Annotated in this window: 7 protein-coding genes and 1 pseudogene; 6 read left to right on the top strand and 2 right to left on the bottom strand. The window is 47.7% G+C overall.

The window, feature by feature from the left end; all coding sequences use genetic code 11:
- Window positions 1-316: 316 nt before the first annotated feature.
- Both ACRC32_RS24180 and ACRC32_RS24175 read right to left on the bottom strand, forming a co-directional pair.
- The gene (locus ACRC32_RS24180; protein WP_438556364.1) at window positions 317-916 is read right to left on the bottom strand and encodes a DUF3038 domain-containing protein; all 600 of its coding nucleotides are present in this window, start codon (window positions 914-916) and stop codon (window positions 317-319) included.
- A 159-nt stretch (window positions 917-1,075) separates the two neighbouring features.
- The gene (locus tag ACRC32_RS24175) at window positions 1,076-3,577 is read right to left on the bottom strand and encodes an endonuclease MutS2 (RefSeq protein WP_438556365.1); all 2,502 of its coding nucleotides are present in this window, start codon (window positions 3,575-3,577) and stop codon (window positions 1,076-1,078) included.
- 606 nt (window positions 3,578-4,183) lie between these two features.
- On the opposite strand from ACRC32_RS24175, the gene ACRC32_RS24170 reads away from it, so the two are divergent.
- From ACRC32_RS24170 to ACRC32_RS24145, 6 genes and pseudogenes are all read left to right on the top strand, one after another.
- Window positions 4,184-5,347 carry a GuaB3 family IMP dehydrogenase-related protein gene (locus ACRC32_RS24170; RefSeq protein WP_438556363.1) on the top strand — a complete coding sequence of 388 codons (1,164 nt, stop codon included), beginning with the start codon at window positions 4,184-4,186 and terminating at the stop codon, window positions 5,345-5,347.
- Between the two features lie 363 nt (window positions 5,348-5,710).
- Window positions 5,711-6,043: pseudogene (gene trxA, locus ACRC32_RS24165) on the top strand (thioredoxin); the annotation flags it as partial.
- A gap of 191 nt (window positions 6,044-6,234) precedes the next feature.
- Window positions 6,235-7,305: an LOG family protein gene (locus ACRC32_RS24160; protein ID WP_438556362.1), complete on the top strand. Its 1,071-nt coding sequence runs from the start codon at window positions 6,235-6,237 to the stop codon at window positions 7,303-7,305.
- A gap of 111 nt (window positions 7,306-7,416) precedes the next feature.
- Entirely contained in the window at window positions 7,417-8,421 is a 1,005-nt protein-coding gene (locus ACRC32_RS24155; protein WP_438556361.1) for a TonB family protein, read from the top strand.
- 162 nt (window positions 8,422-8,583) lie between these two features.
- Window positions 8,584-9,087, top strand: coding sequence for a sterol desaturase family protein (locus ACRC32_RS24150; protein WP_438556360.1), 504 nt, complete (start codon window positions 8,584-8,586; stop codon window positions 9,085-9,087).
- Between the two features lie 147 nt (window positions 9,088-9,234).
- A complete protein-coding gene (locus ACRC32_RS24145) occupies window positions 9,235-9,597 on the top strand; it encodes a DUF1818 family protein (RefSeq protein WP_438556359.1) in 363 nt (120 codons plus the stop codon).
- Window positions 9,598-9,664: the final 67 nt, after the last annotated feature.

The raw sequence follows: 9,664 nt of genomic DNA, 5'->3' as shown, positions 1-9,664 counted from the left end.
ATGAAAGCGCACCTCGAACTGAATTGGTGCATTCATTGATTTAGCGCCCCGATCCGATCCTGGCGTGCGCTCGGTAACCTGTAACGTACAAGAAGCTTGCGTATACTTTTTTATAATCGGTTCTGACAGAGACATAAGCGGGGAGTGTGGGGAGTGTGGGAGGTGTGGGAGTGTGGGGAGTGTGGGAGTGTGGGGAGTGTGGGGAGTGTGGGAGTGTGGGAGTGTGGGGAGAGGAGAAATTACAGATTACAGATTACAGGTTACTGATAACTGATAACTGGTCACTGGTCACTGGTCACTGCTCCCGACTCCTTAGTCACAATTGCGAACGATCGAGTAAGGTAAGCCATAAGTGCCGATGACCGAAAGCACCGCTATAAAATAACAGATCGACTAAGAGCTTGAAGCCTAATTGACTCAGCCAATTGGTTGATAAATGTTCGGCATCTTCCATGCGCTCTTGATAGAGATTGCTGAAACTATCGATGTAGTCGCCCAACACGCCGATTTTATGAGGAACTTCTCGATTGGCGATCGCCTGCTCTAATAACATGACGGCGCGACGAATTTGAGTCTGATATTGTTTGGCTAAGTGACAAATAATTAAAACTAGCGATCGCGCTTCTTCTATATCTAATTTTTTCCTACCCCCGTCACCTTTACGTAAAGGATTTGATTGCCTTAAGCGCCATAACGCCACCCGATCGGGGATTTTTGTTGCCAAATTTAATTCTTCTGCTGCCGATAACATTGCCTCAGAACCAATACCTACTAAAGCTTCTAGCGCCAACAATATCAGATCGAGTTGAGCTTTGATATTGTTGAGCTGCACGGGTGCAGGCTCGGCGCGAGTGAGATCGTTCCACTTAGTACTTTGATTGGGAAATTGGGCGCTAGAGTGCATAGTCTTCAGCATAGGTGGTACGACTAAGATACACTGAGCTGTTACCCAATTTGAAACCGTGTTTCTTTGGTTTTGGCTTGTTTTCTCCAGCAAGCAACAAATTTGCCGCTCAAGCAGCTCAGGTTCAGAAATTTTGCTCAGTCAATTTCTACCACATCCTACACGTTGACGCTACCGCAAAAAAACTACTGTCACCCCAGAGCCACCCTCTTCAGGAGCCGCAGCCTCGAAGCGACTTACCATAGGATGCTGTTGCAAAAAATTGTGAACTCCTTGTCTCAGTTTCCCCGTACCGTGACCGTGGATAATCCATATTGTTCCAGACGCTTCGGCGATCGCCTTATCTAGCACGATCTCCGCATCAGCTACCCGACTACCTCGAATATCGAAGGTGTTTTGGGAAGTCCTGATTGTGAGGGAGTCGGGAGCCGGGAGTCGAGAGTCGGGCTGTTTTTCTCCTCTGCTCCTCTGCTCCTCTGCCCCTCTGCTTCCTTGTCCCCCTTGTTTCCTCTCTTGAAAATTGGCTTTTTTCCCATCCAGCGATTCGATATCTTCCAGCTTAACGGTCATTTTCATCAGTCCGAAGCGGACGATTAATTCGCCGTCATCGTTGGGTTCGTTCAAAACTTCTGCGGTTTGCCCTAAACGGGGAATGCGAATACGATCGCCTGCTTGGGGGCGAAATTTGGCTTTGGGCTTGGGTGTGGAAGGAGTATGTTGTTGGGCAAGCCGATCGATCGCCACCGTCGCTTGCTGTGCGGCTTGAGCTGTAGGAGTTCCTTGCTGCAACTTGCGAATCACCTGAGCAATTTCCGCTTTAGCTTGGGCGATCGCCTGTTGAATTGCTTGTTCTTGAGAGGCACGTAATTCTCGTTCTCGCGCGTCTAGCTGAGCAGTCCGTTCCGAGAGTTGACGATACAATCGCTCTGTTTGTTGCAATAACTGTTGGGCTTGGGCGGCTTTCGTTTCTTGTTGTCGCCGTTGCGCTTCAAGTCCGGCAATGACCTGGTTCACATCTTCTGTTGCTTCTCCTACCTGATGTTTTGCTTGCTCGATCACCTCTGGTTTTAATCCCAAACGAGCAGCGATCGCTAAAGCATTAGAGCGACCTGGAATCCCCCACAACAAGCGATAGGTTGGCGATAAAGTTTCCTCATTAAATTCCACCGAGGCATTTTCAAACCGCTCGTCTTGATATTTCAACGCTTTCAATTCACCAAAGTGAGTTGTCGCCATACTCAGCTCGGCATTGTCGGCAAGGTGACGCAAAAGGGCGATCGCCAAAGCACTGCCCTCGACTGGATCGGTTCCCGCACCGACTTCGTCTAGGAGAACGAGTGAGTAGCTAGTGGCTAGTGGCTGGTGACTAGTGGCTAGTAAATAGGGTGTAGGGTGTAGGGTGTGGGGTGTGGTACGTGGTGAGTCAATTCTCTCCCCCAGCTCCCTCTGCTCTCGTCCCTCTGCTCCCTGCTCCCTGCTCCCTACTTCACCAATCGCTTCTAATATCCGACTAATTCGCCGAATATGACCTGAAAACGTAGAAAGACTCTGCTGCAATGACTGTTCGTCGCCAATATCTGCCAATACCATGTCAAACCAAGGAATCTCTACAGGTTCTTTGGCAGGAATAAATAACCCGACTTTTGCCATCAAAGCTGCTAAACCAAGAGTTTTCAGCGTTACCGTTTTCCCTCCAGTGTTGGGTCCGGTGATCGTAATGACGCGAATGTGGGGCTGAACGATAATATCTACAGGAATGACTGGCTGCCCTTGTTCGTGCTGGTTTTGCCATACGAGCAGGGGATGGCGCAATTGACGTAACGTTGTATTTTCCCCTTGGGAGCGATCGCAAAAGCGGGGTGGATTGGCTTGCAACCAGTAGCTATAACGAGCGCGGGCGCTGGCAAGGTCTATTATCGTTACAACCGCTAGTAAATTTTCTAAATCTGGCTTGACGGCAGCGACTTGCTCAGTTAGTCGCCTGCGAATTGCCTCTTCTTCTGCTTGCTCTCTGGCAATGTATTGTCGCAGTTGATTGCCTAGAGCCACAATCGCGTTTGGCTCTACATAGAAAGTTGCTCCACTCATGGATGCATCGTGGACGATACCGGGAATTGCATCTTTTTGCGGTGCTTTGACGGGAATAACGAAGCGATCGCCTCTTTGGGTGATAAGTTGTTCCTGTACGGCGTTGGCTTGGCGCTGCAAGATTCCTTGTAGAGTTTGGGTAATTCGTTGGCGCAATTGCCGCACGCGATCGCGAATCTCGGCTAATTTAGGGCTAGCGCGGTCTGCTACCTTACCCTGTTCGTCAATACAGTACAAAATATCCTGTTCTAACTCAGGATCGGTTTTAACAGTAGAGACTAATTCCTGTAAAACTGGCAAATCTTGCTGTTGGTCGATGCTGCGCCGTAACTGTCTCGTTCCGGTGAGAGTTGTAGCGATCGCGAGTAACTGCTCTGCGGTTAATATACCTTGTAACTCTGCTCGTTCTAAAGATTCGCCAATATCTTGAATTCCGGCAAACGACAACCCAGCACTCAGACGACTATCTAACTCGTAGACTTCTTTGGTTTGGTTCAACAATTCCTGACTTTTTGCCTGCGTGTCGGGAATGACCAAATTCCGAGCGGCGATCGCTCCTAGTTTAGTCGCCGTAAAAGTTGCCAAGTGCTGACACAAGCGCGACCATTCTAATAGTTCTAACGTTTCTGATTGAATCAAAGCTTGGTGTTTCAATTTTATTAAAAGGGAGCAGGGAGCAGGGAGCAGGGATTAGAGGACAGAATTTATGTCAAGTAATTATTCTGTCTTTGATTTAAAACTTTTAGATTGCAGAAATTCAAATAAAAGGCTTTTAGGTATCAACTCTACGTTAAGTTCAAGCAAAAGCTGAAAGCTGTAGCTTTTTTGAGCGGGTTCTGTGCGTGCGATCGCGAATTCTTTCGCCTTAGCTTAGTGTTGAATACATTCGAGCGAACAATACATTTTGACTTTAATTCCATTGTAGTACGCTCTCAGTCAGTCTCAATCGTACTAAAGCCTAAATTTCCCTACCCATTTGTAGTACTATCCCTCTTTTAGGGAGCAGGGAGCAGGGGGAAGAGAGCAGAGGGGCAGAGGGGCAGAGGAGAAAAAACAATCCAAAATCTAAAATCTAAAATCTAAAATCCAAAATTCCCCTCACTCCTCACTAACAAAAATCTCCCAACCTCTAACCAAACCCCTCGCGAATTTGGTACTCTAGCGAAATAGTTTGGGAACGGGTAAAGAAACGTGAATATTCAAATTGGACGTGGCAAAACTGCACGCCGCGCATACGGCATTGATGAAATTGCACTGGCTCCGGGGCAACGCACTATAGACCCCAGTTTAGCGGATACCAGTTGGAAGATTGGCGCGATCGAGCGAGAAATTCCCATTATTGCAAGTGCGATGGATGGAGTTGTCGATGTGCAGATGGCTGTACTGCTTTCCCAGTTAGGAGCTTTGGGCGTACTCAACTTAGAAGGTATTCAAACTCGCTACGCTGACCCAGAGCCAATTTTACAACGGATTGCCTCAGTAGGAACTCATGAATTTGTCCCGCTGATGCAAGAATTGTATGCCGAACCAGTCAAACCAGAATTAATCGAGCAACGAATTGGGGACATTAAGCAGCAGGGAGGTATTGCTGCTGTCAGCGCGACTCCTGCTGGTGCGAGTAAATATGGTAGTGCGGTGGCAAAGGCTGGCGCAGATTTATTTTTTATTCAAGCTACTGTTGTATCGACAGCTCACATAGCTCCATCTGAGTTGACCAACCTTGACTTGGCGAAATTTTGTCAAGAAATGCCCATGCCCGTCGTATTGGGCAACTGCGTCACTTACGAAGTGACTTTAAGTTTAATGAAGGCAGGAGCAGCAGCAGTTTTAGTTGGGATTGGTCCTGGGGCGGCTTGTACTTCTCGCGGTGTTTTAGGTGTGGGTGTACCTCAAGCCACGGCGATCGCAGATTGTGCCGCAGCACGAGAAGATTACTATCAGGAAACTGGAAATTACATCCCGGTGATTGCCGATGGTGGCTTGATTACAGGTGGAGATATCTGTAAGTGTATCGCCTGCGGTGCAGACGGCGTGATGATCGGTTCTCCCTTTGCTAGAGCCGCCGAAGCACCAGGCAAAGGCTTTCACTGGGGTATGGCAACCCCTAGCCCCGTCCTACCGCGTGGAACTCGAATTCGTGTCGGTACGACGGGTACTTGCGAACAAATTTTACGCGGACCCGCTCAACTCGACGACGGGACGCACAATTTCTTGGGCGCTTTAAAAACGAGCATGGGAACTTTGGGGGCAAAAGACATTCGCGAGATGCAACAAGTCGAAGTCGTGATTGCTCCTTCATTGCTCACCGAAGGGAAAGTCTATCAGAAGGCGCAGCAGCTCGGTATGGGTAAGTAGATTGAAGTCGGAAGTCGTCTGACTTCCCCAATGAGTAGCTTTACTTAAATAAAATACCGACAACTTAAAACTTTCCATAATCTTGAGAAGAGTACTGGAAAAAATAAAACAGTCGCCTACAATAGAGAAAGCGGAGACGCATGTTTCCGTTCACTCCTCACACCACACTCCGCCCGGACTACTGTTCGGGCGGTTCCTTATGTATGGGAATTCACGTATAGTAATCCTTACTTTTTACATCAACTACAATCGCACAGCGATCGCCACAGAGGATCTATCTAATTACAGATACTCAGGAGGTAAAAATGCTTGGTTTTACTGTGATAAAATTTTCAGCAAAGTAAGCAACAATATAGCCAAGGATTTTCAGGCATGTCAGCAGCCGCGCAAGTTACAGATTCTTCTTTTAAGCAAGAAGTACTAGATAGTGAAATCCCAGTGTTAGTGGATTTTTGGGCTCCTTGGTGCGGTCCTTGCCGCATGGTCGCCCCTGTTGTCGATGAGATCGCGCAGCAGTACGACGGGCAAGTCAAGGTCGTCAAGCTCAACACCGACGAAAACCCCAATATTGCCAGTCAGTACGGTATCCGCAGTATCCCCACTCTGATGATTTTCAAGGGGGGTCAAAAAGTTGACATGGTAGTAGGTGCAGTACCAAAAACAACACTGTCGAATACTCTAGAAAAGTATTTGTAGAGCTGGGTTAGCACGAAATAAAGACTTGCAAGCGCCTGAGGTTTTGGCTATATGGCGCTTTTTGGTCTATACATTCATCAGGGTAGCAATTCTGCTGATTTAAGACGTGAAATCTTGCATCTCTGTAATTTCCTCTCAACAGATGTCCCAAATATCGCTAAAATAGAGTGCCGACCCGTGCAGCAGCACTCATGACTTCATCCCGTTCATTAGACACTATCGACACGCTTAGATCGGACTTAGCTAACCTGTTAGAGCATCTGCCAGATTTGCAGCATCGGCAATTGATCCAGCAGGCGATCGCAACTATTATTCGGTTAGCACACAGCGAGATTGACCGTCTCGATTGGAAAATCTTAGCGGCTTCTCTAGCTGATATGGAGCGAGGGTTAGAATTATTTCATACCTATCGCCACGTTCGGAAGGTAACAATTTTTGGTTCGGCACGGACTCCGGTGGATAGTCCGGCGTATAAAATGGCAGCAGACTTCGCCTGTTGCGTCACTCAGTTAGGGTTTATGGTGATGACTGGTGGTGGTGGCGGAATCATGCAGGCGGGAAATGAGGGTGCGGGAAGGGAAAATTCTTTTGGGTTGAATATTCAACTACCATTCGAGCAAGAAGCAAATCCTTACATTGTTGGTGACGCGAAATTAATTCACTTCAAATATTTCTTTACCCGCAAGCTGTTTTTACTCAGGGAAAGCGATGCAGTGGCGCTGTTTCCTGGCGGGTTTGGCACGCAGGACGAAGCATTTGAATGCATGACTTTGAGTCAAACTGGAAAGTTCGGTCCCGTTCCGATGGTACTCATTGACCACCCAGGGGGAGACTATTGGGAAGCTTGGAGCGAATATATCCAAGAGCATTTGATTCAAAAAGGTCTAGTTAGTCCTGAAGATCCCAGTCTGTATACAATTACAGATAACTTAGAAGTTGCTTGTAACGCGATTACGCAATTTTATCGAGTTTATCACTCTAGCCGTTACGTGCGCGATTTATTGGTGATTCGCCTTAATGCAGAATTATCTGACGCTGAAGTTGGAGAGTTGAATGACAATTTCAGCAGTATTTTGGTGAAAGGCAAGATTGAAAAAAGTGCGGCTTTACCTCAAGAAACTCAGGATGAAACTATAGATTTGCCCCGGATCGTGCTTTATTTTAATCAAAGAGACTTGGGGCGTTTGTATCAGATGATTGCTAGGATCAATCAGATGGGACAACCTTCAGAAGAAACTGCTTCTCATCCAGAAAGGAAGTAAGGCAAGCAAGGCAACTATTCAGAAGTGCGATCGCCCCTTGCCCATTTTTGCCCCGATCGACATACACTGGTATACGAACTGTCGGCACGGCTGTTATGAGGCGATCGCGGCATGGTGTTGCAAAAAGAATTCCAGCAATCGGAACAAGAATTCTGGCGTGACGGCAGAAGGAGAAGCAATACTGATGCTCTTTGGTTCGGTATCGTTATCTCACTTCTCGTACACGTTATTTTTTTCCTCAGCTACGATTATTGGATTCGCATCCTACCAAAACCAAAACAGCAATCTCGCACCGAACCAATTCCACTTGAGTTTGTTGAAGTTCCTCCCCAACCAAAAAAACCGCCCCCAGATACCAAACGTCGGGCAGTAAACGATTCCGTTGCCGGTGGTAAAGCCAATCGCAGACGACCTCTAGCAACTCGACCGAATAACCCAACTGCGCCTAGAACTAGTTCCCGTACTACTCCGCCACCCGCTCAACCCCGTCGCCAGCAACCATCTAGCAGCCGCAGGGAGAGTCCAGAGCCACCAAAACCCCAAATCCAGCCTCCTCAAGCCCAACCTCCGATTGCCACTGCTCCCAATCGCTCCAAACCAGTTCCGAAGACTCCCAACCTAGAGCAAAAACCAGCAAATCGTCCTAGTACCGCAACCGAGCGATCGCCTGCTAGAACTACAGCCAGAACTCAGCCGCGATCTTCAGGAGCAGCGAGCAAGTTAGGTGGTCCGCTGACGCTTTCCAGCCGCGACCTAGCAGCTAATCCCAACCGTTCTAATCGCGCTGCGCCAGGAATTGATGCTCGTCAGGATGTCGATATGGGTTCTTACTTGCAGCAACTTCAGCGACAAGTCAGGCAGCAGTGGATACCAGGGATGACGCAGAATTCTCGTTCAACTGTCGTGTTTTTCACAGTCACGCGATCGGGTCAAGTCACCAACCTACGGATCGTTCGACCTTCTGGCTCCAACACTACCGACACCGCCGCCATTAGTGCCATTAGACGCGCCGCACCCTTCGCACCTTTACCCTCTGGATTTGCTTACAATTCCCTCAAAATTAGTTTTACATTTAATATCAACGTCTCTGGTGGTTTAGATCTATGGGTAAGATGACGTAAAAAGTTATCAGTTAACAGTTAACAGGGAGCAGGGAGCAGGGAGTAGGGAGTAGGAAGCAAGACAAGTCACAAGTATTTCACGCACCACTCACCACTTACCACGCACCACCCACAAATGACCAATGACCAATGACCAATGACCAATTAAGGAGGAGTGATGCTCGATTTAACAAAGCTAGCAGTTGGAGGAGTTTGCTTTGTCTTGGCATTTATCCTAGCGAGTCTAGTCGAATACTGGTTGCATCGTTTGATGCACGTTTCGCCTCGCATTGGTGAAAGACATCGCGATCACCACCGCCGGAATGAAGGACAAGGTGTAGTATGGGAATTTCGGGATTACGTTCAGGGTAGCTGCATTGCCATGTTTGCAATGTTCTTTGTCTCTCTCGAAGCTGGGATGGGTTGGTTTCTAGGCAGTTTAGCTTATGCTGCTTTTTCTGCTTATGCCCACCAGTTACAGCACGAAAATCCAACCAAGTGCTTTTGGATGAAAATGCCCGTGCATTATGTCCATCACAAATACGGTATGTGGCATCACAATTTTGGTTTAGCTGTAGATTGGTGGGATCGGGTGTTTGGCACTTACAAACCCGTAGAATGGCTCACGGAAGAAGAAACTAGTCAACCAGAACGCAGCTATTTACAACTACGCTGGTGGTGATATGACCAGTTATCAGTTATCAGTTATCAGTGACCAGTGACCAGTGATCGAAACAGTTCGTAATTCGCACTTCGCAATTGAAGCAGGTTGCAAACCCCTATATTCATTTATAGAAAAAACAAACAGCCGCGACTCGATTAAAACTTTATGCGCATAGTTAAGAGTGGCGCAGGTTGGCGGATTGGATTCGATCCAGAGGCAAAGGAATTTAAAGGTTTAGTCGGTGCTGAGGACTGGGCGATCGAACTGACGCAGGCAGAATTACAAGATTTTTGCCGCTTGTCTATGCAGCTATCAAATACTATGAGCCAGATGGAACCGGAATTAATGGATGAGGAAGCGATCGCCTGTGAAGCCGAAAGTCATTTCATCTGGATGGAAGTAGAAGGCTATCCCCACGCTTATAGCTTGCGACTGATTCTAAATACAGGTAGGCGAGTTGAGGTGAGTTGGGCGGCGGATGCAGTTCCCGATCTCATCCGAGCAGCTCAAATGCTGTTTGTTTTCTAAATAGCGCGATCGCAATTTCTTATGCTATGATATCTAAGCTGTGAAACGGGGCGTAGCGCAGCTTGGT

Source organism: Chroococcidiopsis sp. (assembly GCF_051657925.1).
Classification (GTDB): Bacteria; Cyanobacteriota; Cyanobacteriia; order Cyanobacteriales; family Chroococcidiopsidaceae; genus Chroococcidiopsis.
The sequence above is the reverse complement of the archived record's forward strand: the minus strand, read 5'-3'. Positions and strand labels throughout refer to the sequence as shown.

Bases quoted from the DNA above. Each gene is read 5' to 3' on its own strand.
- ACRC32_RS24180 (WP_438556364.1), bottom strand. From the start codon at position 916: ATGCTGAAGACTATGCACTCTAGCGCCCAATTTCCCAATCAAAGTACT.
- ACRC32_RS24160 (WP_438556362.1), top strand. From the start codon at position 6,235: ATGACTTCATCCCGTTCATTAGACACTATCGACACGCTTAGATCGGAC.
- ACRC32_RS24155 (WP_438556361.1), top strand. From the start codon at position 7,417: ATGGTGTTGCAAAAAGAATTCCAGCAATCGGAACAAGAATTCTGGCGT.
- ACRC32_RS24150 (WP_438556360.1), top strand. From the start codon at position 8,584: ATGCTCGATTTAACAAAGCTAGCAGTTGGAGGAGTTTGCTTTGTCTTG.
- ACRC32_RS24145 (WP_438556359.1), top strand. From the start codon at position 9,235: ATGCGCATAGTTAAGAGTGGCGCAGGTTGGCGGATTGGATTCGATCCA.